Annotated in this window: 20 protein-coding genes and 1 pseudogene; 11 read left to right on the top strand and 10 right to left on the bottom strand. The window is 73.2% G+C overall.

Annotated features, from left to right (window positions below):
- From MCAG_RS10240 to valS, 4 genes and pseudogenes are all read left to right on the top strand, one after another.
- Nucleotides 1-497: methylated-DNA--[protein]-cysteine S-methyltransferase (locus MCAG_RS10240; protein WP_083802237.1), on the top strand; the 497-nt coding region annotated here is incomplete at its 5' end.
- 73 nt (nt 498-570) lie between these two features.
- Nucleotides 571-2,453 (top strand): annotated as a pseudogene (locus MCAG_RS10245) (ABC transporter ATP-binding protein).
- Nucleotides 2,450-4,333: an ABC transporter ATP-binding protein gene (locus tag MCAG_RS10250; protein WP_007072892.1), complete on the top strand. Its 1,884-nt coding sequence runs from the start codon at nt 2,450-2,452 to the stop codon at nt 4,331-4,333. Before MCAG_RS10245 ends, MCAG_RS10250 begins: the two are co-directional and overlap by 4 nt.
- A 59-nt stretch (nt 4,334-4,392) precedes the next feature.
- Complete coding sequence (valS, locus tag MCAG_RS10255) at nt 4,393-6,957, top strand: valine--tRNA ligase (protein WP_036373038.1); 2,565 nt, start codon at nt 4,393-4,395, stop codon at nt 6,955-6,957.
- Nucleotides 6,958-7,062: 105 nt separating this feature from the next.
- On the opposite strand, the gene MCAG_RS10260 is transcribed toward valS, so the two are convergent.
- The 4 genes from MCAG_RS10260 to MCAG_RS10275 form a co-directional block, all read right to left on the bottom strand.
- Entirely contained in the window at nt 7,063-7,710 is a 648-nt protein-coding gene (locus MCAG_RS10260) for a hypothetical protein (RefSeq protein ID WP_157547980.1), read from the bottom strand.
- 133 nt (nt 7,711-7,843) lie between these two features.
- Nucleotides 7,844-9,484, bottom strand: coding sequence for a CotH kinase family protein (locus MCAG_RS10265; RefSeq protein ID WP_036373040.1), 1,641 nt, complete (start codon nt 9,482-9,484; stop codon nt 7,844-7,846).
- 20 nt (nt 9,485-9,504) lie between these two features.
- On the bottom strand, nt 9,505-10,182 hold the full coding sequence (locus tag MCAG_RS10270; RefSeq protein ID WP_036373042.1) for a DUF4956 domain-containing protein: 678 nt from the start codon (nt 10,180-10,182) through the stop codon (nt 9,505-9,507).
- Between the two features lie 13 nt (nt 10,183-10,195).
- The gene (locus tag MCAG_RS10275; RefSeq protein ID WP_007072896.1) at nt 10,196-11,137 is read right to left on the bottom strand and encodes a polyphosphate polymerase domain-containing protein; all 942 of its coding nucleotides are present in this window, start codon (nt 11,135-11,137) and stop codon (nt 10,196-10,198) included.
- Nucleotides 11,138-11,337: 200 nt separating this feature from the next.
- Here MCAG_RS10275 and MCAG_RS10280 point away from each other — a divergent pair, with 200 nt between their 5' ends.
- From MCAG_RS10280 to galT, 4 genes are all read left to right on the top strand, one after another.
- The gene (locus MCAG_RS10280; RefSeq protein ID WP_007072897.1) at nt 11,338-11,928 is read left to right on the top strand and encodes a DM13 domain-containing protein; all 591 of its coding nucleotides are present in this window, start codon (nt 11,338-11,340) and stop codon (nt 11,926-11,928) included.
- A gap of 97 nt (nt 11,929-12,025) precedes the next feature.
- Nucleotides 12,026-13,555: an adenylyl-sulfate kinase gene (gene cysC, locus MCAG_RS10285; protein ID WP_007072898.1), complete on the top strand. Its 1,530-nt coding sequence runs from the start codon at nt 12,026-12,028 to the stop codon at nt 13,553-13,555.
- 193 nt (nt 13,556-13,748) lie between these two features.
- Complete coding sequence (locus MCAG_RS10290; RefSeq protein WP_007072899.1) at nt 13,749-14,591, top strand: DeoR/GlpR family DNA-binding transcription regulator; 843 nt, start codon at nt 13,749-13,751, stop codon at nt 14,589-14,591.
- Nucleotides 14,588-15,673, top strand: a complete 1,086-nt coding sequence (gene galT / locus MCAG_RS10295) for a galactose-1-phosphate uridylyltransferase (protein ID WP_007072900.1) — start codon at nt 14,588-14,590, stop codon at nt 15,671-15,673. The genes MCAG_RS10290 and galT overlap by 4 nt, the downstream gene beginning before the upstream one ends.
- A 340-nt stretch (nt 15,674-16,013) precedes the next feature.
- On the opposite strand, the gene MCAG_RS10300 is transcribed toward galT, so the two are convergent.
- Nucleotides 16,014-17,231, bottom strand: coding sequence for an NADP-dependent isocitrate dehydrogenase (locus MCAG_RS10300; RefSeq protein WP_007072901.1), 1,218 nt, complete (start codon nt 17,229-17,231; stop codon nt 16,014-16,016).
- Here MCAG_RS10300 and MCAG_RS34640 point away from each other — a divergent pair.
- Nucleotides 17,167-17,775: an MBL fold metallo-hydrolase gene (locus tag MCAG_RS34640; protein ID WP_232290127.1), complete on the top strand. Its 609-nt coding sequence runs from the start codon at nt 17,167-17,169 to the stop codon at nt 17,773-17,775. The genes MCAG_RS10300 and MCAG_RS34640 overlap by 65 nt on opposite strands.
- On the opposite strand, the gene MCAG_RS10310 is transcribed toward MCAG_RS34640, so the two are convergent.
- The 4 genes from MCAG_RS10310 to purN all read right to left on the bottom strand — a co-directional run bounded on the left by MCAG_RS10310 (nt 17,720) and on the right by purN (nt 21,973).
- The gene (locus tag MCAG_RS10310; RefSeq protein WP_007072902.1) at nt 17,720-18,670 is read right to left on the bottom strand and encodes a malate dehydrogenase; all 951 of its coding nucleotides are present in this window, start codon (nt 18,668-18,670) and stop codon (nt 17,720-17,722) included. The two genes, MCAG_RS34640 and MCAG_RS10310, sit on opposite strands and share 56 nt — an antisense overlap.
- 168 nt (nt 18,671-18,838) lie before the next feature.
- Nucleotides 18,839-19,699: a bifunctional methylenetetrahydrofolate dehydrogenase/methenyltetrahydrofolate cyclohydrolase gene (locus tag MCAG_RS10315; RefSeq protein ID WP_007072903.1), complete on the bottom strand. Its 861-nt coding sequence runs from the start codon at nt 19,697-19,699 to the stop codon at nt 18,839-18,841.
- Nucleotides 19,700-19,784: 85 nt separating this feature from the next.
- Complete coding sequence (purH, locus tag MCAG_RS10320) at nt 19,785-21,356, bottom strand: bifunctional phosphoribosylaminoimidazolecarboxamide formyltransferase/IMP cyclohydrolase (RefSeq protein ID WP_036373046.1); 1,572 nt, start codon at nt 21,354-21,356, stop codon at nt 19,785-19,787.
- Nucleotides 21,353-21,973, bottom strand: coding sequence for a phosphoribosylglycinamide formyltransferase (purN, locus tag MCAG_RS10325; RefSeq protein ID WP_007072905.1), 621 nt, complete (start codon nt 21,971-21,973; stop codon nt 21,353-21,355). Before purN ends, purH begins: the two co-directional genes overlap by 4 nt.
- 270 nt (nt 21,974-22,243) lie before the next feature.
- On the opposite strand from purN, the gene MCAG_RS10330 reads away from it, so the two are divergent.
- Nucleotides 22,244-22,498, top strand: a complete 255-nt coding sequence (locus tag MCAG_RS10330) for a CD225/dispanin family protein (protein WP_232290128.1) — start codon at nt 22,244-22,246, stop codon at nt 22,496-22,498.
- A 29-nt stretch (nt 22,499-22,527) separates the two neighbouring features.
- Nucleotides 22,528-23,064, top strand: coding sequence for a DUF4190 domain-containing protein (locus MCAG_RS10335; protein WP_007072907.1), 537 nt, complete (start codon nt 22,528-22,530; stop codon nt 23,062-23,064).
- 223 nt (nt 23,065-23,287) lie between these two features.
- Here MCAG_RS10335 and MCAG_RS10340 read toward each other — a convergent pair.
- Nucleotides 23,288-24,282, bottom strand: a 995-nt coding sequence (locus tag MCAG_RS10340; RefSeq protein WP_083802239.1) for a DUF6350 family protein, incomplete at its 5' end; no start/stop codon positions are given.

The raw sequence follows: 24,282 nt of genomic DNA on the forward strand, positions 1-24,282 counted from the left end.
CCCCCGCCGGCCCGCTGAGCGTCCTGACCGGCCCCGACGGGGCGGTCCGGGCGGCCGGCTTCACCGTTGATCCGGAGTCGCTGGTGCCGCTCGTGCACCCCGCGCTGCGCGGCTCGGTGCGGCGGCGCGCCGACCTCGGGCCGGTGACCGCCGCCGTTACCGCGTACCTCGACGGGGAGTCGACGGCCATCGACCCGGTGCCCGTGCAGCAGCACACCGGCGGCGCGTTCCAGGCGCACGCGTGGCGGGTGCTGCGCGAGGTCGAGCCCGGCCGTCCGGTCACGTACACGGCGTACGCCGCGCTGGCGGGGCGGCCCGCGGCGGTCCGCGCCGCGGCGGCGGCCTGCGCGCGCAACGCCGCCGCCCTCTTCGTCCCGTGCCACCGGGTGCTGCGCACCGACGGGACCCTGGGCGGCTACCGCTGGGGGCTGGACGTGAAGCGCTGGCTGCTCGCCCACGAGGCGCGGACGGCGCCGAAGCCCGCCGAAGGGCGCTGAAGCGGGGGTCGACGGTGCCGAAGGTCCGAAAATTGACAACGGCGACCGTCCACTTTGACGCTACCGTCGGGTAGTGCCTGCGGAGAGCGACGGCTACCCGGCCCACCGGGGCGACGCCCGCCGCCCCCTGCGTAACCTCTGGCGGCTCCGCTCCTACCTCCGCCCGTACGCCGTCGAGTTCTGCTGGCTGTTCGCGGCGGCGCTGGCGGTCACCGGGGCGAGCCTGGCCGTGCCGCTCGTGGTGCAGCGGGTGATCGACGGCCCCGTCGCCCGGCACGACCCCGGCGGGCTGGTCCGCCTCGGCGGGCTGGCCCTGCTGCTCGGCCTGGTCGAGGCCCTGCTGATCTTCCTCCGCCGGTGGGCCCAGTCCTCGTCCTCGGTGGGCATGGAGGCGGCGATCCGGGCCGACGTCTACGCCCACCTGCAACGGCTGCCGGCCGACTTCCACGACCGGTGGCAGTCCGGCCAGCTGCTGTCGCGGATCACCAGCGACCTGTCGGTGATCCGCCGGTTCCTCTCCTTCGGCCTGCTGTTCCTGGTGCTCAACCTGGTCACGTACGCCGCCGTGGTGGTGCTGCTGGTCCGGCTGCACCCCGCGCTGGGGCTACTGGTGGCGGCCAGCGCGGTGCCGCTGTTCCTGATCAGCCGCAGGTTCGGCCGGTACTACCACGCGGCGTCGCGGCGGATGCAGGACCAGCAGGGCGACGTGGCCACCCTCGTCGAGGAGACCGCGCAGGGCCTGCGCACCATGAAGGCGTACGGCCGGGGCCCGGAGCTGGCCGCCCGGTTCGCCGACGGCGCGCGGGCGCTGCACGACACCGGCGTGGCCAAGAGCCGGCTGCTGGCCCGCACCTCCGCCCTGTTCGACCTGGTGCCCAACCTGACCCTCGGCGTGGTGCTGGTCGCCGGGGCGGTCGCCGCCGCCCGGGGCGCGCTGACCATCGGCGAGCTGGTCGCCTTCGTCAGCCTGCAACTGATGCTGATCTGGCCGGTGCAGTCGCTGGGCTGGATCATCGCCAACGGCCAGGAGGCGGCGACGGCCGCCGACCGCATCCAGGAGGTGCTGGACACCGAGCCCGGCGATCGTGGACGGCCCGCACGCGGTCGCCCCTGGCCCGGGAGGCGGTCCGGGGCCGGCTGGCGTTCGAGGGGTGTCCTCGTTCCCGCTACCCGGGGTACCCCCCGCGCCGGTGTTGCGCGGCATCGACCTGACCCGTGGAGCCGGGCGAGACGCTCGCCCTGGTCGGGGCCACCGGCGCCGGCAAGAGCACCCTGCTCTCCCTGGTGCCCCGCCTGCACGAGGTGACCGGCGGCCGGGTCACTCTGGACGGTCACGACGTGCGCGACCTGCGGCTGGCCTCGCTGCGTCGGCTGGTCGGGGTGGCCTTCGAGGAGCCGACGCTGTTCTCCATGTCGGTGTGGGAGAACCTCACCCTGGGCCGCCCGGACGCCGACGAGGCGGACGTGCGGGCGGCGCTCGCGCTGGCCCAGGCGGACTTCGCGTACGAGCTGCCGTGGGGGCTGGCCACCCGGGTCGGCGAGCAGGGGCTCACCCTCTCCGGCGGGCAGCGGCAGCGGCTGGCCCTGGCCCGGGCCGTCCTCGGCCGACCGGCGCTGCTGGTGCTGGACGACCCGCTGTCCGCCCTCGACGTGCACACCGAGGCGCTGGTCGAGGCGGCGCTGCGGCGGGTGCTGCGGGACACCACCGCGCTGCTCGTGGTGCACCGGCCGTCGACGGTCGCGCTGGCCGACCGGGTGGCGCTGCTGGAGCGAGGGCGGATCACGGCGGTCGACACCCACTCGCGGCTGCTGGCCACGGTGCCGGCGTACCGGGCGGTCCTGTCCGCCGAGCCGGGCCCGCCAACGGACCCGGAGCCGCCGACTGAGCCGGGGGCGTCGGCCGGCCCGGGGGCATCGCTGGCCGGGCCGGACGGCCGGGGACTGGTGCGGTCGTGACCGCCGCCGACGCCGAGGACCGCCCCGAACTGGCGACACGCCCGGACCTTCAGCGGTGGCGGGGGCAGGCCACCGACCCGGAGGCCGACCGGAGCCGGGCCGAGGAGGCCACCCCCGAGGCGATCGCCCGGCTGCGGGTGCGCAGCCGGGCGCTGCTGCGCGACCTGCTGCGCCCGCACCGGGGCAGGCTGGGGCTGGCCGTGGGGCTGCTGCTGGTCCAGAACGCCGCCGCCATGTCCGGGCCGTACCTGGTGATGCTCGGCATCGACCGGACCATCGGGCCGCTGCGGGCCGGGGACAGCGGGCCGCTGGCGGCCGTCGCCGCCGCGTTCGCCGCCGCCGCCGTGATCGAGTACGGGGCCCGGCGCGGCTTCCTCACCCTCTCCGCCCGGATCGGCCAGGCCGTCCTGCTGGAGCTGCGCCGGCGGGTGTACGGCCACTTCCTGCGGCTGTCCGTCGGCTTCCACGAGCGCTACACGTCGGGCCGGATGATCTCGCGGCTCACCAGCGATCTGGACTCCATCGCCGAACTGCTCGACGGGGGCGTCGACAACCTGGTCCTCGCCGCGCTGTCGATCCTGTCGGTGGCCGGCATCCTGCTCTGGCTGGACCTGCCGCTGGCCGCGGTGACCCTGCTGGCGTTTCCGTTCCTGCTCTGGCTGTCCCGCTGGTTCGCCCGCGCCTCGGCCGACGCGTACCGGCGGACCAGGGAGGCGATGTCGCTGGTCATCGTCCACTTCGTGGAGTCGCTGGGCGGCATCCGGGCGGTGCAGGCGTACCGGCGGGAGCCGCGCAACCAGCAGATCTTCGCGGCGGTCAACGACGACTACCGGCAGGCCAGCCTGCACGCGTTCCGGCTGATCGCCACGTACTCGCCGGGAATCAAGGTGATCGGGAACGTGACCGTGGCGGTGGTGCTCGGCTACGGCGGGGCCCGGGTGCTCGGCGGCGGGATGGAGGTGGGGGTGCTCGCCGCGTTCCTGCTCTACCTGCGCCGGTTCTTCGAGCCGATGCAGGAGCTGAGCCAGTTCTACAACTCGCTCCAGTCGGCCACGGCGGCGCTGGAGAAGCTCGCCGGGGTGCTCGACGAGCGGCCCGCGGTCGCCGAGCCGGCGTGCCCGGTGCCCCTGCCCGCCAGCGGAGCGCGGGGCGCGGTGGAACTCCGGTCGGTTTCCTTCAGCTACCGGGCCGGGGCCCCGATCCTGACCGGCCTGGACCTGACCGTGCCCGCCGGGCAGACCGTCGCGCTGGTCGGGGCCACCGGGGCGGGCAAGTCCACGATCGCTAAGCTGCTGGCCCGGTTCCACGACCCGGACGCCGGCGCGGTCACTTTGGACGGGGTCGACCTGCGGGACCTGGCCGACGCCGAGCTGCGCCGGGCGGTGGTGCTGGTGACCCAGGAGAACCACCTGTTCAGCGGCTCCGTGGCCGAGAACATCCGGTTCGGCCGGCCGGGTGCGGACGACGCGGCGGTGCGGGCGGCGGCCCGGGCGATCGGCGCACACGACTTCATCGCGGCCCTGCCTGACGGGTACGCCACCGAGGTCCGCCGTCGTGGCGGCCGGCTCTCCGCCGGGCAGCGGCAGCTCGTGGCGTTCGCCCGCGCGTTCCTCGCCGACCCCCGGGTGCTGGTCCTGGACGAGGCGACGTCGTCGCTCGACGTGCCCACGGAACGGCTGGTGCAGCGGGCGCTCGCCACGGTGCTGCGGGACCGGACGGCGTTGGTGATCGCGCACCGGCTCTCCACTGTCGAGACGGCCGACCGGGTGCTCGTCCTCGACGGCGGCCGGGTCGTGGAGGACGGCCCGCCGGAGCGGCTGACCGCCACCGGCGGCCGGTACGCGGCGCTGCGCCGGCAGTGGCGCGACTCCCTGGTGTGACAACCGGGCCACCCGATAAGGCGTGGTCGGTCCGGCCGGGCGCTGCCTACGATCGTCCGATGACTGATCCGGGCAGGACGGCCCGCGCCGGTGTCCCCGAACGTCCCACGCTGGACGGGATCGAGGAGACCTGGGCGCGCCGCTGGCAGGAGAACGGGACGTACGCGTTCGACCGCACGAAGACGCGGGCCGACGTGTACTCCATCGACACCCCGCCGCCGACGGTGTCGGGCGAGCTGCACATGGGGCACGTCTTCTCCTACACGCACACGGACACGGTGGCCCGGTTCCAGCGGATGCGGGGCCGGACGGTCTTCTACCCGATGGGCTGGGACGACAACGGCCTGCCCACCGAGCGCCGGGTGCAGAACGTCTACGGGGTGCGCTGCGACCCGACGCTGCCGTACGACCCGCACTGGCAGCCACCGGCCGGCCCGGTGGACGACGCGGCCCGGCGGAACCCGACCCCGATCTCCCGGCGCAACTTCGTGGAGCTGTGCGGGACGCTGACCGTCGCCGACGAGCAGGCGTTCGAGGCCCTGTGGCGGCGGCTCGGGCTGAGCGTGGACTGGTCGCTGACGTACACGACGATCGGCCGGACGGCCCGGGTCGCGTCGCAGCGGGCGTTCCTGCGCAACCTGGCCCGGGGCGAGGCGTACCAGGCGGAGGCCCCGACGCTGTGGGACGTCGGGTTCGCCACCGCCGTGGCCCAGGCGGAACTGGAGGACCGGGAGCGGCCGGGCGCGTACCACCGGCTGCGGTTCACCGGGCCGGGCGGGCGGGAGGTGCTGATCGACACCACCCGGCCGGAGCTGCTGCCGGCGTGCGTGGCGCTGGTCTGCCACCCCGACGACGAGCGCTACGCGGACCTGGTGGGCGCGGTGGTGCGTACCCCCGTCTTCTCCGTCGAGGTGCCAGTGCACGCGCACCCGCTGGCGGACCCGGCCAAGGGCACGGGCGTCGCGATGGTGTGCACGTTCGGCGACCTGACCGATGTGACCTGGTGGCGTGAGCTTCAGCTCGACACGCGGGTGGTGATCGGCCGCGACGGCCGGCTGCTGCCGGAGCCGCCGGCCGGCGTGCCGGCGCAGCCGTACGCGGCGCTGGCCGGGCAGACCGTGGCCGGTGCCCGGCGGAGGGTGGTGGAGCTGCTCGCCGCCGCGGGCGACCTGGTGGGCGAGCCGCGCCCGGTCGTGCACCCGGTGAAGTTCTACGAGAAGGGCGACCGGCCGCTGGAGATCGTCTCCACCCGGCAGTGGTACCTGCGCAACGGGGGCCGCGACGCCGGCCTGCGCGCGGAGCTGCTGGCCCGGGGCGGCGAGCTGAACTGGGTGCCGGGGCACATGCACAGCCGCTACGAACACTGGGTGGGCGGGCTGACCGGTGACTGGCTGGTCAGCCGGCAGCGCTTCTTCGGGGTGCCGGTCCCGGTGTGGTACCGGCTCGACGACACTGGCGAGCCGGACTTCACCCACCCTCTCACACCGGACGAGTCGGCGCTCCCGGTCGACCCGTCCGGCGAGCCGCCCCCCGGGTACGACGAGTCCCGGCGCGGCCGGCCGGGCGGCTTCGTCGGCGACCCGGACGTGCTGGACACCTGGGCCACGTCGTCGCTGACCCCGCAGATCGTGGGCGGCTGGGAAACCGACCCGGAACTGTTCGAGCGGGTCTTCCCGATGGACCTGCGTCCGCAGGGGCAGGAGATCATCCGCACCTGGCTGTTCGCCACGGTGGTCCGCGCGCACGCCGAGCACGGGGTGCTGCCCTGGCGGGACACGGTGCTGTCCGGCTGGATCCTCGACCCGGACCGCAAGAAGATGGCCAAGTCCAAGGGGAACGTGGTCACCCCGATCGCGCTGCTGGAGCAGTACGGCTCCGACGCGGTCCGGTACTGGGCGGCCAGCGGCCGACCGGGGATGGACCTGGCGTTCGACCCGGCGCAGATCCGGGTGGGTCGGCGGCTGGCCACCAAGCTGCTCAACGCCTCGCGGTTCGCCCTCGGGCTGGGCGCGGCCGACGCGCTGCGCGCCCCGGCGACCGAGCCGCTGGACACCGCGATGCTCGCCGAACTGTCCGGCGTGGTCGCCGCCGCCACGGCCGCCTTCGAGGGATACGACCACACGGGCGCGTTGCAGGCGGCCGAGTCGTTCTTCTGGCGGTTCTGCGACGACTACATCGAGCTGGTCAAGGAACGCGCCTACGGCACCGGGCCGGGGGGCGACTCGGCGCGGGCGGCGCTGGCCACCGCCCTGTCGGTCCAGTTGCGGCTGTTCGCCCCGGTGCTGCCGTTCGCCACCGAGGAGGTGTGGTCCTGGTGGCGGTACGGGTCGGTGCACCGCGCCCCGTGGCCCACCACGTACGAAGTGGACCGGGCGATCCGGGGCGAGGGCGACCCGGGGCTGCTTTGGTTGGCCGCCGACGCGCTGGGTCAGGTGCGCCGCGCCAAGTCGGAGCGCAAGTTGTCGATGAAGGCGGAGGTCCCGCTCGCGGAGGCGCTCGGCCCGGCCGACCTGCTCGACCGGCTGATGCTGGTCGCGGGCGACGTGCGGGCTGCGGGGCGGATCGGCAGGCTCGACCTGCTGCCGGGTCGCACCCCGGAACTGGTCGTCGCCTGCGCTGTGTAAGGAGGGGCCCCATGTTAACGCATTCGGTATAGCAGGGGCCCCTTCTTAACACCGGCGGCGGGACGGCCAGCGAGGGGGCGGCTGGACGGGACGGCCGGCGGCAGGTCACCAGCCGCGTAGCATGCGTACGCCGAGCAGGGCAGCGACCACGGCCGGCCCGAGCAGCAGGGTGACCGCCTGGAGCCGGTACGGCATCCGGTGCCGGGCCACCTCGACGGCGTTCCCGCCGACGAGCAGGCCGGCGGCCAGCACGAAGCCGCCCCACCAGTGCGTCTCCCCCGGGTCGACCAGGCGGTGCCGGATCAGCATCAGGGCCACGCCGACTCCCGTGCCGGCCAGGGCGAGCAGGGCGACCGTACGGTGCAGCCCGCGCGCCAGCGGGTCGGCGGGCCGCCACAGGTAGGTGCCGGCGACCACGATGCAGGGCAGCATGACCAGGACGGGCCAGCCCCTGCCCATCGTGCCGGTCATCAGCAGCGCGCCGACCGTGAAGACCAGCAGGCCGACGCAGCCGACGACGTACCCGGCGAAGGCCCGGCCGCCGCCGCGCGCCAGCAGCGCCCCGCCGGCCGCGCCGATCAGCGCGCCGGGGATCAGCACGAAGCCCGCCCACCAGTGGAACCGGCCGGCCGTCTGGGCGACCGAGGTGGTCGCCGCCACGGCCACGCCGGCGGCCGCCAGGCTGGTCACCCAGTGCCGGCTGTGCTTCGGGTACGTCCGCCGGGGCGTCGCCCGGCCCGTGTCGGCCACCATGCTCCCAGCCTGCCGGCTGGCGGGAGCGGGAGCCATCCGGTCAGCCCTACCTTCTCCGCTGCGGCAGCCCGGTCCGTCCGGGCCCGCCCCGCGCCGCTTCCTTGCCGTGCGGCGCGGGGCGGGCCCGACCCGGTCAGCTCCGGTTGATCACCTCGTTGCCCTTGAGGCTCTCCGTCCGCTGCTTGACGAGGGTGCGCAGCCGCTCGGCGTCGGAGTCCACCGCCGCCGCGTCGACCCCGTCCACGGTCTTCAGCACACCGATGATCGCACCGAGCGCCTCGGTCGCCCGGCCGCTGGCGTAGACCTCCTGGTAGAGCTCGCGGTACGCGTTCTCGTAGACCTCCCTGAACGCGTCGCTGGCCAGGAACCGCTCCTTGAGCTTGTTGCCCATCATCATGCCGCCGACGCGGCCCCGCTCGGCATTGCCGCCCTCCTGCTCCCTCGCCCCGCCGCCCGGCGGTTGCATGCCCTCGGGCAGTTGCATGCCCTCCGGGGGCTGCACGCCCTCGGGAAGCTGCATACCCTCCGGGAGCTGCATACCGCCCCGCATGCCGAAGCCGCCGCTCTCGTGCGGGCCCTGCGCGGCGTTGCCGCTGAAGGTCAGGTTGTGGTCCCAACTGATCACGCTGAACTTCTTCGTCTCCAGGTCGTACCAGAGGTAGTAGTTCTTCCCCGGCCCGGACATGTCGTCGAAGTTGAGCAGCAGATTCTGTAGGGCCACGTAGCGGGCGAACGACTCCACGTCGACCCGGTCGGCGAGGTGCGCGTCGAACTCCTGGTCGCTGGCCGAGTTGACCCACTTGATCAGGTTGATCACGGGTTGCAGGTCCTGGCTGCCCTTCATCGTGATCTGCTTGAAGTCGTCGGTGTAGTCGGTCTGGTCGTCGCCCTGGTCGGTGAAGCTGCTGCTGGCCAGGGACTTGTAGAGCACGCCGGTGCCGCCCATCTGCTCGGCGAAGTGCTCGTCCGGGTGCTCGACCAGCAGCCGGGCCGTGGTGGGCCGGTCGTTGACCGTGAACGACGAGTACGCGTACCGCTGGGCGGCCTCGCCGGTGCTGTCGAGCAGGGACAGCGCCAGCGCCTCGTTGAGCACGGTGGAGCCGCCGCCCATGCCGGCGACCCGGACGGCCACCTCGCGGTGTCCCTGGTAGCGGCGACCTTCGACGAACTCGTCGAAGCTGATCAGCCAGGGCAGCGCCTCGGGCTCCTCGGCCTTCAGGCTGTCACGGGTCATCCCGCCACCGGGAAACCCGCCACCGGCCTGCTGTTGACCGCCCCGCTGACCGCCCTGCTGTTGACCGACGCCGGCTGGGGGACGCTGGCCGCCACCGGGCGGACCACCGGGCGGACCACCGCCGTTCCCGCGCGGCCTGGACTCGCCCTTCCAGGTCAGGCCCTGCAGGGTCGAGTTGCCCTTGAGCCGGATGCCCACGCTGGCAAGCGTGGTGCCGTCGATCGTCAGGTCCGCCTCGACGTATCCCTTCTTCCCCTCCTTCCAGTAGGTCTCCAGCATCTGCTGGTAGTCCGTGTCCTTGAAGGTCAGCGAGATCGAGTGGGCGACGGCCGCGTCGAACAGGTCCGTCGTGCCGGCGATGTTCACGGTGACCGTGTCCGATCCGACGTCGCCGGCGCTGGTCACGTACGGTCGGATCCGCTCGGTGCCGAGCACCAGGGTGAGGACGGTGAGGAACGCCGCGCAGGTGGTGAGCAGCTTCCAGTTCTGCCGCACCCGGACGGGCAGCCGGCGGCGCAGTGCCCGGGGTAGCGGGGACATGGCCCGGGGTGGCTCGGTTATCATAGGTCCGTCTGGTCGTAGCCGGTGAGCACGGTCACCCGCTGGCCGGAGGTCCGCTCGCTGAGCGCCGAGATCAGGTCGCCCGGCTCGGTGCCCTTCTTGAGCCGGACGGTGTACATCAGCTCGGTGAGCGCGCCGGCCCGGATCGACTCCAGGCTGACCAGCTCGAACTCGGTGGTGTAGCGGACCAGCACGTCCTGGATCTCGGCGGTGTGGTTGCCGCCGGCCGGGAGCTGGACCTTGACCACCTGCCGCTGCACGTTCAGCGCGAACCAGTTGAACCGGTACATCACCACGATGATCAGGCTGATCGCGATGGCCGCGGCGATCGCCAGGGTGTAGAACCGGGTGCCGCAGGCCATCCCGACGCCCATCACCAGGAAGATGAACCCGACGTCCCGGGTCTCCTTGATCGCGTTGCGGAACCGCACCACCGACAGCGCCCCGACCAGGGCGAACGCCCGCGCGATGTTGGAGCCCACCACCAGCATGATCAGCGAGATCAGCATGCCGAGGATGATCAGCGTCTGCACGTACGACTGGCTGTAGGACACGTTGCGGTGGGTGGCCCGGTAGACCCATCCGATCATGGCACTCAGCAGGAACGACAGCGACAGCGCGATGGCGATGTCGCCCACACTGAACGTGCCGGACAGGTCCTGGAACGTGATGTCCATCGGGGCTCAGGCCTCACTTCTCGAAGGTGGCCGCCGCCAGATCGGCGGCGGGGTCGGTGTCCTGGACGTGGAAGACCGAGCGCGGGGCGCGGCCGAACGCCTCGACGCTCTGGCAGTACTTGGAGACCCGCACCACCGAAAGCTCGGCGCGGGCGGCGAGATCGGTGAGCCAGTACGGCACCCGCTCGTTGGCCTTGATCTCGACGACGGAGAGCCGGGCCGGGACGATGAGCCGGTTCTCGGCGTCGGCACCGAGGTGGAAGTCCCGGTCCCGGCCCCGGACCCGGTGGTCGAGGGTGACCCGCAGCCCGAGGTCGGAGTCCTGGCCGACGAACGCCTCGCGGTGGTAGCCGGTCATCGCCACCGGCCGCAGATCGAGCCCGGAGACGAGTTCGAGGACCTCCTCGACGAACCCCCGCTGGGACGGGTCGTGCTCGACCATCGCCCGCTCGTCGAGCAGCCGCCGGGCCTCCAGGTAGGGCAGGGCGATGCGCCGCTTCTGGGTGACCCGGTTGACCCGCTGCTTGATCTCGACGTACACGATGGTGTCGTCGTCGACGGTGGACCGGTCGCCGTAGTGGCGCACGCGCAGCTTGCGGCGGAACCTGAGCCCCTCGATCTTCTCCCAGTAGAACCGCAGGTCGGTGGTGTCGTAGTAGACGCTCCACACGCCGTACCCGCTGTTGCCGCCGTTGCTGTCCGTGACCAGCCGGGCGGCCAGTTCCCGCCGCAGCGCCGCCACCTTGGTGGTCTCCACGAGGTACTTGATCTCGTACCGGTTGAACGCGTGCAGCTTGCTCGGTGCCCGCAGCGCGTGCCCCGCGTGGTCCCGGCCGGCGGTCGGGGGGCCGGCGTCAGGGGCCGGATCGCCGTCGGGCCGGGCAGCCGGGGCCGGCTCGCGGCCGTCGATGGCCGGTTCCGGGGGTCGGGCTCGGCGGTGGAACCGTAGACGCATGGACGCACTTCCTCCGGTCTGGCGGCGCGGATCGGTCGAGGGCAGCCAACCGGCCGGGGATGCGAACAGCGTATGAACGACCTGTGGATGGGCTATGGACGGCAGGCGACGATCGCCCGATGGTCGCCCGACGCGGCGGTAAGGCTTCCGTAACCGGCGCGACCGGTGCCGGCCGGCGCGGCCCGGGGAAGACTGGACGCATGATCGCCCGCCTGCTGCACAAGCCGCTGACCTGGGTCGCGGTCGCCGTGATCGCCGCCGGGGCCGCCTTCGGCCTGGCCTGGTTCCAGCCCTGGAAGCTGGTCACCGACACCGAGGTCGACGAGATGCTCTCGGCCGTCGAGGCCACCACCGCCCCGGCCGGGGTGGGCACACCGGGCCCGGCCGGCGCGCCCGCGACCGGCCCGGGTTCCCCCACCACCAGCCCGGCCGGGCCCATGGTGGTGAGCCGGGGCGACTTCGTCACCCACGAGCACGACACCTCGGGCAGCGCCCGGATCATCCGGACCGCCGACGGCAGGCACCGCCTCGAACTCGTCGGGCTGGCCACCAGCAACGGCCCGGACCTGCGGGTCTGGCTCGCCGACCAACCCGTACGCCCGGGTACGGCCGGCTGGCGGGTCTTCGACGACGGCCGCTGGGTGGAACTGGGCCGGCTGAAGGGCAACCGGGGCGATCAGGCGTACGACATCCCGGCGGGGACCGACCTGACCGCCCTGACCAGCGTCTCGATCTGGTGCAAGCGGTTCTCCGTCTCGTTCGGCGCCGCCTCGCTGCGAGCCGTCGCCTGAAACATCGCCGGCGTCAACCCCTAGTGATGGGAATGGCACTCTCGACCGATCGGCGACGGGCTGAGAAACTGTGAGCCGGCCAGAAAGTGGGGGTGCAATGAGCAACGGGTGGGTGCTGCCCGACGAGGTGCTTCGGGATGCGCCGGCGTACACGCCGCGCCCCGGGGAGCTGGCCGATCTTGAGTTGCTGGTGTCGGGGGCGTACGCGCCGCTCACCGGCTTCATGACTCGGGCGGACCTGGCCTCGGTAAGTCGGCGGGGGCGGCTCGCGGACGGCGCGCCGTGGCAGGTGCCGGTGGCCCTCCAGGTGCCCGCGGCGCTCGCCGACGGCCTGGATCCGGCCGACCCGGCGCGCCGGGTGCTGGTGCTGTCCGATGGCGAGGGCGCCCCGGTGGCCTCGCTGGAGGTCACCGACGTGTGGCTGGCTCGCGAGGGGGTCGCCGGGGTCGGCGGCACGGTGCGCCGGCTCGGCGACGGCGGCCACGGCCCGTTCCAGCGGCTGCGCCGCAGCCCGGATGAGGTCCGGGCGCTGCTGCCCCCGGGCCGGGTGCTGGGGGTGGTCGCCGACCGCCCACTGCACCGTCCGCAGCTCGCCCAGATCGCCCACGCGGCCCGCACCCTGGGCGCGCACCTGCTGGTGATGATCCCGGTGGCCGAGGGGACGATCAACGGGCTGCCCTCAGAGGCTCTGGTGCGGGCGGTCTTCGCCGCTCGGGACCGGATGCCCCCGGCGACCCTGATCGCGGTGCCGCTGGCCCGCCGCCGGGACGAGATCAGCGACGCCCTGCTCCAGGCCCGGGTGGCCGCCGCGTACGGGGTGACCCACCTGCTCTCCACCGGCGAAATGCTCTCCGGTGCGGGGCTGCGGGTGCTGGTCCCCCGCGAGCTGGCCTACGACAACCGGGACGGGCAGTGGCGCTGGCGGGAGGACATCCCGCCGCGCAACCGGCGGCTGGCGCTCAGCCAGGCGGAGATCGACGATCTGCTCGACCGGGGTTTCCCGCTGCCCGAGTGGCACACCCCGCCCGCCGTGGCCAAGGAGCTGGTCCGGGCCCGGCCGCCCCGGCGGCACCGGGGGCTGGTGGTGTTCCTCACCGGTTTCTCCGGCTCCGGCAAGTCGACCATCGCCCGGGGCCTGGCGGACGTGCTGCGCGAGAACGGCGACCGGACGGTGACCCTGCTCGACGGCGACGTGGTGCGCCGGGAGCTCTCCGCCGGGCTGACCTTCAGCAAGGCCGACCGGGACCTGAACGTCCGGCGGATCGGCTGGGTGGCGGCCGAGATCGCCCGGCACCGGGGGGTGGGCATCTGCTGCCCGATCGCCCCGTACGCGACGGCACGGACGACCGCCCGGGAGATGGCGCACGCGGCCGGGGCCGGGTTCGTGCTGGTGCACGTGGCGACCCCGATCGAGGTGTGCGAGCAGCGCGACCGCAAGGGCCTGTACGCCCGGGCCCGGGCCGGCCTACTCACCGGCATGACCGGCATCGACGACCCGTACGAGGTGCCCACGGACGCCGACGTCGTGGTCGACACCACCGACATGTCGATCGACGAGGCGGTGCAGGCGGTGATGCACCACCTGACCGAGACCGGCTGGGTGGAGCCGCGCCTCCAATCCACCTGACCTCGCCGCTCCCCTGCGCCGTCGCCGCCCGGCCCTCCGTCGAGGAGGCCGGGCGGCGGCGTGTGCACCAGCCCCGCCGGACCCACCGCCCCTACGTCTCAGCTTCCGCAACGGCCACCCGCCGCGCTAGTGTTCAGCTTTGTTGAAACGCGTGCGACCACGTGAAAGGTGGACGCGGGATTCGGAGGTGTGAATGCTCGCGCGGCAACGACAGGCGGCCATCCTGGAACGGGTCCGCGCCGCCGGCGGCGTCCGGGTGACCGAACTGGCCGCCGAGTTCGGCGTCTCCGACATGACGATCCGGCGCGACCTCGACACGCTGCACGAGCGGGGCCTGCTCGCCAAGGTGCACGGCGGCGCCACCACGGCCGGCCCCGGTTCGACCGACGAGCCGGGCTTCCACGCGAAGTCGGTGCGCCAGCTACCGGAGAAGGCCGCCATCGCCGCCCGCGCCGCCGAGCTGGTCCGTCCCGGCGCGGCGGTCGCCCTCTCCGCCGGCACCACCACCGCCGAGTTGGCCCGCCGGCTGGTCGACGTGCCGGGGCTGACCGTGGTGACCAACTCCCTGCCGGTCGCCGAGATCCTGCACGCCGGTGGCCGCACCGACCAGACCGTGGTGCTCACCGGCGGGGTCCGGACGCCGTCCGACGCGCTGGTCGGGCCGCTCGCGGTCGCGGCGATCCGGTCGCTGCACCTGGACCTGCTCTTTCTCGGCGTGCACGGGATCAGCGAGCGGGCCGGCTTCACCACCCCCAACCTGATGGAGGCGGAGACCGACCGGGCCCTGGTGGCCGCCGCCGACCGGCTGGTCGTGCTCGCGGACCACACCAAGTGGGGCACCGTCGGTATCTCCTCGATCATCGAGCTGGACGCCGCCGACGTGCTGGTCACCGACGACCGACTCGCCCCGGAGGCCCGGCAGGTGCTCGGCGAGCGGGTGGGCGAGCTGGTCCTGGTCGGGCGGGCGGAGACGACAGGCAAATCGGCACCGGGTCGGACGTCGACCACGCCAACAAGAGAGGGAACGGCGGAGTGAAGCGTACGACGATCGAGCTGGCCGACGGCCGGGAGCTGATCTACTTCGACGAGCGCGACGACGCGGTCCGCGACCAGCCGGATCGGCGGGAGCTTCCGCCGCCGCCGCCCGCGTCCCAGCTACGGTACGACCCGCTCACCGACGAGTGGGTGGCGGTCGCCGTGCACCGGCAGACCCGGATCTTCCTCCCCCCGGCCGACCAGTGCCCGCTCTGCCCGTCCCGGGGCGACCGGCTCAGCGAGATCCCGGCACCGGACTACGACGTGGCCGTCTTCGAGAACCGGTTCCCCTCGCTGAGCCAGCGGATCGCCGAGGAGCCGGCGGAGATCACCCCGTTCACCCCGGTCCGGCCGGGTCAGGGGCGGTGCGAGGTGGTCTGCTTCACCGACGACCACAACGCCTCGTTCGCCGCCCTCCCGCCGAGTCGGGTGCGCACGGTGCTGGACGCCCTCGCCGACCGGACGGCGGCGCTGGCCGAGCTGCCTGGAGTGGAGCAGGTGTTCTGCTTCGAAAACCGGGGCGTGGAGATCGGGGTGACCCTGCACCACCCGCACGGCCAGGTCTACGCCTACCCGTTCGTCACGCCGCGCACCCGGGCGCTGCTCGCCGCGGCCCGCCGGCACGCCGAGCGCACCGGCGGCGGCAACCTCTACGCCGACGTGCTCGCCGCCGAGCGCGCCGCCGGCACGCGCGTGGTGGCGACCAACGAGCACTGGACGGCGTACGTGCCGGCGGCGGCCCGGTGGCCGTTCGAGGTACATGTCGCCCCGCACCGGCCGGTGCCCGACATCCCCGCCCTGAACGACGCCGAGCGGGACGCGTTCGGCCCGCTCTACCTGGACCTGCTGCGCCGCTTCGACGGGCTGTTCGACGCGCCGATGCCGTACATCGCGGCCTGGCACCAGGCTCCGGTGCGGATCGACCGTGAGCTGGGGCACCTGCACCTGCAGCTGTTCAGCATCCGGCGGGCGAAGGACAAGCTGAAGTACCTGGCCGGCTCGGAGTCCGGCATGGGGGTGTTCATCAACGACATCGCCCCGGAACGCGCCGCCGCCCTACTGAAAGGAGGGGCCCCCGCTTAAGGCTTTCGGTAGAGCAGGGGTCCCCCGTTGACAGCCGGCAGACACGCGAGCAGCAACAGGGCAGCGGCGACGGCGACGCGACAGGGCGCGGGGGGCCCGGGACGGGCCCCCCGCAGGGAAGGGACGGCTGGCTGTGTGCGACAGCCTGGGAGGCTGGTTGTTCGGCACCCGTGCCGCGCGGTGACCGCGGTCAACCTCCCTGGACGCGACTGGCACCACGTCCACCATGCGCAACGAGCCACCTCACCCTCGGTGACGGCGGAGAAACGGCTTCAATGGGGCGAACACGACGAAGCCCGCCGACGGACGGCCGGCGGGCTTCGTCGGTACGGCAGCTGGATCAGGCGGCCAGCCGACGCGCCAGGTTCTCGTCCAGCGCGTTCATGAACTCGTCGGTGGTCAGCCACGGGGCGTCGCGCGAGATGAGCAGCGCGAGGTCCTTGGTCATCTGGCCGCCCTCGACGGTGTCGATGATGACCTGCTCCAGGGTGTTGGCGAACTCGGTGACCGCCGGGGTGCCGTCCAGCTTGCCCCGGTGGGCCAGGCCCCGGGTCCACGCGTAGATCGAGGCGATCGGGTTGGTCGAGGTCTTCTCGCCCTTCTGGTACTGCCGGTAGTGCCGGGTCACCGTGCCGTGCGCGGCCTCCGCCTCGACGGTACGGCCGTCCGGCGTCATCAGGACCGAGGTCATCAGGCCCAGCGAGCCGAAGCCCTGCGCCACGGTGTCGGACTGCACGTCACCGTCGTAGTTCTTGCAGGCCCAGACGAAGCCGCCCTCCCACTTCAGCGCGGCGGCGACCATGTCGTCGATCAGCCGGTGCTCGTAGCTGATGCCGGCGGCCTCGAACTCGGCCTTGAACTCGTTCTCGAACACCTCGGCGAAGATGTCCTTGAACCGGCCGTCGTAGGCCTTGAGGATGGTGTTCTTCGTCGACAGGTAGACCGGGTAGCCGCGGTCCAGGCCGTAGCGCATGGAGGCGCGGGCGAAGTCCCGGATCGAGTCGTCGAAGTTGTACATGCCCATCGTGACGCCGCCGCCGGGGAAGTTGGCGATCTCCATCTCAACCGGCGCGGAGCCGTCGGCCGGGGTGTAGGTGATGGTCACCGTGCCCGGGCCGGGGACGACGAAGTCGGTGGCCTTGTACTGGTCGCCGTGGGCGTGCCGGCCGATGATGATCGGCTTGGTCCAGCCGGGGACCAGCCGCGGCACGTTGGACATGATGATCGGCTCGCGGAAGACGACGCCGCCGAGGATGTTGCGGATGGTGCCGTTGGGCGACCGCCACATCTTCTTCAGGCCGAACTCCTCCACCCGGGCCTCGTCCGGGGTGATGGTGGCGCACTTGACGCCGACGCCGTGCTCCTTGATGGCGTTGGCGGCGTCGATGGTGACCTGGTCGTCGGTGGAGTCGCGGTACTGGATCGAGAGGTCGTAGTAGTGCAGGTCGACGTCGAGGTAGGGCAGGATCAACTGCTCCCGGATCTGCTTCCAGATGATCCGGGTCATCTCGTCGCCGTCGAGCTCAACGACCGGGTTGTTTACCTTGATCTTCGCCATCGACCGGCGCTCCTCTCGGGGGACACGTGCTCAAGCAGTACGAGCGTACTGGAAACTGGCTCGCACTCCCCAGCCGGCCTCGCCCTGGCCGGGGGAAACGGGATGCACGACACAGGCGGCCGCTGGCGCCATCGCCGGATGCCACCGCGCCGCACCCTCGGGTTTATCACGGTCACCGCCCTCACCGACGGGGAGGGGGCGTTCTTCCAGCCGCGTGAGGAGGCGTTCCCGGCTGCCGGCCGAGCTGACCGCCGCCGGGATCGACCCGGCCGACGTCCGCACGGTCGTGCCGACCCACCTGCACTCCGACCACGTCGGCTGGGCCGTCGTCGGCACTCCCTGGTTCCCGAGCGACTGCTGGTCACCGGCGACCTGCTGGTGCAGGCGGTCCAGCTCATCGACCCCGAGCTGTCGTACGCCCACGAGGAGCAGCCGGAAGCGGCGAAGGGGCGGGCCCGGCGCCGGCCGGCCCACCCCTTCCGCGCGGCTCACATGCTGGCGACGTCGGCCTGCTTCGCGCGGACGGCCTCGGCGGCCGCCTTGAGGCTGGCCATCTCGTCGGCGTCCAGGTCGGTCTCGACGACCCGCTTGACGCCCTCGGCGCCGATCTGGGCCTCCACGCCCAGGTAGACGCCGGAGATGCCATACTCGCCGTCGACCCAGGCGCAGACCGGCATGACCTCGCCGGAGTCCTCCGCGACGGCCTTGGCCATCCGGGCGGCGGCGGCCGACGGGGCGTAGTACGCCGAGCCGGTCTTCAGCAGCGCGACCACCTCGGCGCCGCCGTTGCGGGTCTTGACGACCAGCTCCTCGATCTGCGCGGCCGGCATCGCCTCGCGCAGCGGCTTGCCGTCCACGGTGCTCTGCGACGGCACCGGCACCATCGTGTCGCCGTGCGAGCCCAGGGTCAGCGTCTTCACCGACCGCACCGGCACCCCGAGGGCCTCGGCCACGAAGTTGGTGAACCGGGCGGTGTCGAGCATGCCGGCCTGGCCGAGCACCCGGTTGCGCGGGAACTGGGTGGCGAGTTGGGCCAGCGCGGTCATCTCGTCGAGCGGGTTCGACACGACGATTACCACGGCGTTCGGGGCGTACTTGGCGACGTTCTCGGAGACCTGGCGGACGATCTTGGCGTTCGTCTCTAGCAGGTCCATCCGGCTCATGCCCGGCTTGCGCGGCAGGCCGGCGGTGATCACCACGACGTCCGAGCCCTCGATGGCCTCGTAGCCCTCGCCGTTCGGGCCGGTGGTGACGCCCACGACCTTGGTCTCGAAGCCCTCGATGGCCCGCGACTGGTTGAGGTCCAGGGCCAGGCCCGCCGGCTTGCCCTCCACGATGTCGGTGATCACGACGGTGTCGAAGACGTCGTACTCGGCCAGGCGCTGCGCGGTGGTGGAGCCGTAAAAGCCGGCCCCGACGACAGTGACCTTCTTACCCATGGTCGTCCCACTCCCTGTTACCAGTCGTTTTTCGGACCGTATCAGTCATCCTGACGGCAGACAGGGTAGGGGCGCCGGCCATCGGCGGGATGGGGCGAACGTCACCGTTGCCGGGTACGCCCGCGGCGGCGGGCTCAGCCGTGCCAGGCCCGGACCGGGCGGTGCGGCTCAGCCGCGCTCGGCCCGCTCGACGACGTTGGTGAGCAGCATCGCGCGGGTCATCGGGCCGACGCCGCCGGGCATCGGGACCACCTTGCCGGCCACCTCGGCCACCTCGGGGTCGACGTCGCCGGTGTAGCGGCCCTTGCCGTCCGCCCCGATCACCCGGGTGATGCCGACGTCGACCACCGTCGCGCCCGGGGTGACCATGTCGGCGGTGAGCAGGCCCGGCACCCCTGCCGCGACGATCACGATCTCGGCCGCGCGGGTGTGCGCTGCGAGGTCGAGCGTGCCCGTGTGGCAGAGGGTGACCGTGGCGTTCTCGCTGCGCCTGGTGAGCAGCAGGCCGAGCGGGCGTCCGACGGTGTTGCCCCGGCCCACGACGGCGACGTTCGCGCCGCGCAGCGGCACGTCGTGCCGGCGGAGCAGCTCGACGATGCCGCGCGGCGTGCAGGGCAGCGGGCCGTCGTAGCCGAGGACCAGCCGGCCGAGGTTGACCGGGTGCAGGCCGTCGGCGTCCTTGTCGGGGTCGATCATCTCCAGCGCCCGCTGGGTGTCCAGGTGCCCGGGCAGCGGGAGCTGGACGATGTAGCCGTGGCAGGCCGGGTCGGCGTTGAGCTCGGCGAGGGTGTCGTCGACCTGCTGCTGGGTGGCGTCGGTGGGCAGCTCGCGGCGGATCGAGGCGATCCCCACCTCCGCGCAGTCGCGGTGCTTGCCGTTGACGTACGCCTGGGAGCCCGGATCGGCCCCGACCAGGACCGTGCCCAGCCCGGGGACGATGCCGCGCTCCGCCAGTGCCTTCACCCGCGCCCGCAGCTCGTCCTTGATCTCCGCCGCGGTCGCCTTGCCGTCCAGGATCGTCGCCGTCACGCCCAGATCGTCTCACGCCCGCCCGCTCCGCTCCCCCGGACCCGGTGGGGTCGCGAGGGGAGCGGGGCCGGGCAGGTCGGTGGGTTCAGTGGAAGAAGTGGCGGGTGCCGGTGAGGTACAGCGTGACGCCGGCCTCCTTGCAGGCGGTGACGACCTCCTCGTCGCGGATCGAGCCGCCCGGCTGGACGATCGCCCGCACCCCGGCCTCGATCAGGATCTTGGGGCCGTCGGCGAAGGGGAAGAACGCGTCCGAGGCGCAGACCGAGCCGGCGGCCCGCTCGGCGCCGGCCCGGGTGACCGCGAGCTGCGCCGAGTCGACCCGGTTGACCTGACCCATGCCGACCCCGACGGTCGCCCCGTCCTTCGCCAGCAGGATCGCGTTGCTCTTCACCGCGCGCACCGCCCGCCAGGCGAAGGCCAGGTCGCGCAGGGTGGTCTCGTCGGCCGCCTCGCCGGTGGCGAGCCGCCAGTTGGCCGGGTCGTCCCCGGCGGCGTCGACGGCGTCGCGCGTCTGCACCAGCACCCCGCCGGTGACCTGCCGCCACTCCGCCGGCAGCGGGGCGTACGCCGGGGCGCGCAGCAGCCGGAGGTTCTTCTTCGCCCGGAGGATCTCCAGCGCGTCCTCGTCGAAGCCCGGTGCCACCAGCACCTCGGTGAAGATCTCGGCGACCTGACGGGCCAGCTCCGCGCTCACCGGCCGGTTCGCGGCGATCACCCCGCCGTACGCCGACACCGGGTCGCAGGCGTGCGCCCGGCGGTGCGCCTCGGCGACGTCGGCTCCGACCGCGATCCCGCACGGGTTCGCGTGCTTGATGATCGCCACGGCCGGCTGGTCGACGAAGTCGTTCGCCGCCCGCCAGGCGGCGTCCGCGTCGACGTAGTTGTTGTAGGACATCTCCTTGCCGTGTAGCTGCTGCGCCTGGGCCAGTCCGGCGGGGCTGGCCGGGTCGGCGTAGAGGGCGGCGGCCTGGTGCGGGTTCTCGCCGTAGCGCAGCACCGCCGAGCGGCGCAGCGACAGCCCGGCGAACTCCGGCCACCCGGCGGCGTCCGGGGCCAGCGTGGTCGCGCACCACTCGGCCACGGCCACGTCGTACTCGGCGATGGCGGCGAACGCCCGGGCGGCCAGCACGCGGCGCTGGGCCAGGGTGAACCCGCCCGCGCCGAGGGCGGTCACCAACTCCGGGTACGCAGCCGGGTCGGTGACCACCGCGACGGACGCGTGGTTCTTCGCGGCGGCGCGCACCATCGCCGGGCCGCCGATGTCGATCTGCTCGACGCACTCCTCGACGCCGGCGCCGGAGGCGACCGTGTCCTGGAACGGGTAGAGGTTCGACACCAGCAGGTCGATGCCGGCGATGCCGTGCTCGTCGAGCTGGGCGGCGTGCGACTGCTTGCGCAGGTCGGCCAGGAGCCCGCCGTGGATCGACGGGTGCAGGGTCTTGACCCGACCGTCGAGGATCTCGGGGAACCCGGTGACCGACTCCACCGGGGTCACCGGCACCCCGGCGGCGGCGATGGTCAACGCGGTGCTGCCGGTCGAGACGATCTCCACGCCGGCCGCGTGCAGGGCCTCGGCCAGCTCGACCAGGCCGCTCTTGTCGTAGACGCTGACCAGCGCCCGCCGGATCGGGCGGCGCTCGTCCTGACTGGAACTCACGGGACCGTGACCTTTCTTCCGGTGATCGTCCAACCTTCGCGGACCAGCCGACCGACCTGCTCGACGAGTTGGCGCCGCTCGGCGGACTTGATGCGCTCGGTGAGCGTCTCCTCGTCGTCGTCGTCCAGCACGGGCACGGCGACCTGGGCCACGATCGGCCCGGTGTCCATGCCGGCGTCGACGAAGAAGAGAGTGGCCCCGGTGATCTTCACGCCGTAGGCGAGCGCGTCGCGGGGACCGTGGATGCCGGGAAACGCCGGCAGCAGCGTGTTGTGGGTGTTGAGGTAGCGGTCGCCGAAGGCGGCGAGGAACTCCGGGCCGACCAGCTTGAGGAAGCCGGCGGAGATCACCAGGTCAGGGCGGTACGCGGCGACCTGCTTGGTCAGCGCGGCATCCCAGTCCGCCCGGGTCGGGTGATCCTTCACCCGCTCGACGAAGCTCGGCACCCCGGCGGCGGCAGCCCGGTCCAGGCCGGCGATACCGTCCCGGTCCGCGCCCACGGCGACCACCCGAGCCCCGTACGCCGGGTCGACGGTGGCGTCGAGCAGCGCCTGGAGGTTGCTCCCGGAGCCGGAGACGAGGACGACGATGCGGGCTACGGACGCGGGCTCGGTCACGCGGCCACCCTATCGGGCAGGTCGGGGCCGACCACGTGTGGGCGGGCAAATCGCGCCCGGCGTCCCGCCAGACACCGGCGTCCGGCGGCCGGCGAATCGGCGGCCGCCGTTGTCGCCCGCACCATGTACGCTGCCGGTCGCTCGGTGTCCGGCGCAGGCCGGGTTCCGCACCCGACAGTGACGCGACACGCGCCGTGTGTCGATGGAATGAGGAGTACGAGGATGCAGCCCGGTTACCAGGCCCCCCAACCGCAACAGATCAATAACAACATGACGATGTCCATCGTGGCCATCTTCCTGTTCTGGCCGCTGGCCATCCCCGCCATCATCAACGCGTCGAAGGTCAACCCGCTGATCCAGCAGGGCGACTACGCGGGCGCGCAGGCGGCGGCGGCCGAGTCGAAGAAGTGGTCCAAGTGGGCCCTGATCGTCGGCATCGTCTGGCTCGTTGTCGTCCTCGTGTGCTGCGCGCTGGGTGGTCTTGCCGGGCTCATGGGTGGAGCCAACAGCACCGCCAGCTACTGACAGCACCCTCAGTCAAGGAGCGTCGACGCATGCAGCCCGGTCAGGACCCGTACGGCCAGCAGCCCAACGACCCGAACCAGCCGCGGTACAACGACCCCTACGCCCCGCCGCCCCAGGCGCCGTACGGCCAGCAGCCGACGTCGGGCCAGCCCTACGGGCAGGACCCGTACGGTCAGCAGCAACCCTACGGCCAGCAGCAACCGTACGGTCAGCAGCAGCCCTACGGTCAGGATCCGTACGGTCAGCAGCAGCCCTACGGGGCCGCGCCGACCTACCCGAACGCCGGCTACCCGCAGCCGCAGGGGCAGAACAACACCCTCGGCCTGGTATCGATGATCCTCGGTATCGCGTCGATCCCGCTGGCCTGCTGCCTGTACCTGGGCATCCCGGTCGGCATCGCAGCCGTGGTCACCGGCTACCTCGGCCGGCAGAAGGCGGCGCAGGGGCTGGCCAGCAACGACAGCCAGGCCAAGACCGGCCTGATCTGCGGTGCGGTGGGTGCCGGCATCGGCATCCTGATGATCATCCTCGGTATCGTGGCGAACGTGAGCCTGCCCACCACCTGAGTCGGCTCGCACCATCGCGAGGGGCGCTCCGGAGCTTCCGGGGCGCCCCTCGGCGCTCCCCGCCACCCCGCACGCCACCACCCGCCGCCGCGCACACCCCGCTGCACTCCGCCCTGCCCACCACACACCGCCGCGCGCCACCCCGCCCGTTGCGCGCCGCCGCGCCGCGCGCCGTCCTCGCGGCCGGCTGGGGTGAGCGGGGTACCCCGCTCTACCGTAGGCGTTAAGAAGGGGCCCTTCCTTTCGCGCGCAGCGTGCGGGTGGCGGCGGCGCCGAGCAGTGCGCCGGCCGCGACCACGGCGGTCGCCACCCCGGCGACCTGCCAGCCGACCGGGCCGATCTCGGCCAGCCGGCCGCCGCCGAGCGGGCCCCCGGAAGCCGCCGCGAGCCCGCCGAGCAGGAGCCCGGCGACCGGGCCGGCCAGCGCCGCCGGGACCAGCAGGGCGGGCCAGGCCACCTCGGCGCGGTCCTCGGCGGCGATCCGCAGCAGCCGTCGGGCGAGCAGCCAGCCGGCGGCCATGCCGGCCAGGACGGGCACGGCGAGCAGGCCCGCCCCGTACCCGTCGACCGGCCCGCTGGGCAGGCCCGCCAGCAGCGGTACGGCCGGCAGCGCGCCGACGGACACCTCGCTGGTACGCACGGCGGTGTCGACGCCGACGGCGAACCCGGGGCCGAGCAGGTAGCTGGCCGCCCAGATCGCGGCGTTCGGCGCGTAGGCGAGGCTGACCAGGGTGATCCCGGCCTGCCCCGCCACCCCGGTGCGGTAGGCGCCGATCATGTCGGCGGCGTCCCCGCCCCCGGTGGCCACCGCCAGCCCCGCTGCTCCGGCCCCCGCGCCGAGCATCAGCAACGCGGCGACCAGACCGGTGCGCACCCCGTCCCGCAGCGGCGCGGTCGCCCGGGCGGCGAGCATGCGGGCCACCCGGGTGGTCCGCAGCGCCCCGGCCAGGGCCGCGAGCGCGCCGACGAGGGCAAACGTCGCCCCGGCGCGAACCGGGGAGGCGCCGGCCGGTACGGCGGCGAGCGCGCCGAGCAGCGCGTACCCGGTGCCGACCGCGCCGGCGGCGGTGAACGCCTGGCGGGGGGAGCGCCCGCCCCGTGCCCCGATCGCCCGGCTGGCGTGCACCCCGGCCCGGGTGAGCCGCCAGACGACCAGCACGGTCAACGCGAGCGGGGTTAGACCGAGCGGCCCGGCGTCCGGTGTCGAGCGGAACGCCG

Source organism: Micromonospora sp. ATCC 39149, from assembly GCF_000158815.1.
Classification (GTDB): Bacteria; Actinomycetota; Actinomycetes; order Mycobacteriales; family Micromonosporaceae; genus Micromonospora.